Genomic DNA, 1,575 nt, shown 5'->3' on the forward strand with positions numbered 1-1,575 from the left:
CAACTCCGGCACCAAACCAGACCCGAACTCCACCGCAGTGTCATTCCACTCCGACACCACCCGACGACGCTCCACACCACCCAACACCTCAACGGAACCGATCCGGGTGTGCGGCGCCTCAGCGAGCGCTGTCACCAGGCTGTCCAATGCCGTGTGCAGCAGCGTGCACACGTGTCCCGCGTCGGCCGGGGCCACGGCCTGGACCGTCAGGACGAATCCGGTGCCCCGGTCGGTGACGGAGACGTTCAGCGGATAGTTCGAGCGCTCCTGCATGGACATCGTGCGGACGCCGCCGAGGCCCGAGACGGTGTCTTCACCGCTCTCCTGCCGGTACCGGTAATTGAACACCGCCGTGAACAGCGGGCTGGAGGCCGGCACGCCGCTGGCGCGCTGGGCCACGGCCAGCGGAGCGTGCTCGTGCTCCAGCAGTTCGGCCAGCTGCTGCCGCAGTCCGGAAAGCGCCTGTCCCACCTCGTCGGAGCCGACCCTCACACGAACGGGCAATGTGTTGATGAAGGGGCCCGGCACCCGGTCGGCGCCGGCTCCTGAATTCATGCGGCCGAGCAGGACGGTGCCGAAGACGACATCGTCTCGGCCCGAGGCGGCCGCCAGAACGCGGGCGAACGCCAGGTGGAAGATGGTGGCCGCGCTCACGCGGAGCGTGCGGGCCGTTTCCCGTACCCGGTGGGAAAGCTCCTCGTCCACCAGGAGCTGCTCCCACTGTCCGTCACTGCCGTCGCCGCGCGCGTCCAGCAGTCCGAACGGGGCGGTCGTCTCATCTACGTCGCCCACCAGCTCCGCGAAGTAGCGCTCGTGCTCCTCCTCGGCCACTCCTCGCCGGCTCTGCGCCACGAAGTTGCGGAAGGGCATGGGCGCGGGCAGCGTGTCGGCCCGGCCGGACATGATCGCGTTCAGTTCGCCGAGTACCACGTCCAGGGCCGTCTGGTCCTGTGTGAGGTGGTGGATGCTCAGCGCTGCCAGCCACTGCCCGTTGTCGGACGACCGCGGCGACGCGGCGATCGCGACCCGCATCAGCGGGGCCCGGTTCAGGTCCATCCGTCCGGCCGCCAGCGCGAGGAGCTGTTCGCCAGGTTCGGTGCCGTGGGGGTCGAGCGTGACGTCCTCGACGGGCAGTACCGCGTTGCGCAGGACGACCTGGACCGGCTGGTGCAGGCCTTCCCACGCGATCGCCGTGCGGTAGATGTCATGCCGGTCGATCACCTGCTGAAGCGCACCGAGAAACGCGTCGAGGCGCTCGCGCGAGTCGAACCCGACCAGGGTCGTGGACGCAAAGACGTCGACGTCGCTGTCGGCCTGGAGCAGGTAGTGAAAGAAGATCCCTTCCTGGAGGGGGGCGAGGGGGTAGATGTCGGCGATGTTGGCCGCGCCGCCCTCGACGGTCGCGGTGATCCGCCCGATCTCGTCCGCGTCCAGCTCCACCAGCGACAGCATCTCCGGCGTGATCTCCACCGCATTCGCCGGGATCAGGTTCTCCGGCACCTCCACCCGCGCCGCAGACGCAGTCAACGCCAGACCAGCCGGAGTCGCGGTCTGGAACAACGCCCGCACCGACAC

At 69.0% G+C, this 1,575-nt stretch carries 1 protein-coding gene; it reads right to left on the reverse strand.

The window, feature by feature from the left end:
* Positions 1-1,560: condensation domain-containing protein (locus ABT084_RS37850; RefSeq protein WP_351054386.1), on the reverse strand; the 1,560-nt coding region annotated here is incomplete at its 3' end.
* Positions 1,561-1,575: the final 15 nt, after the last annotated feature.

This window comes from Streptomyces sp. NPDC002138, from assembly GCF_040296485.1.
GTDB lineage: Bacteria > Actinomycetota > Actinomycetes > Streptomycetales > Streptomycetaceae > Streptomyces.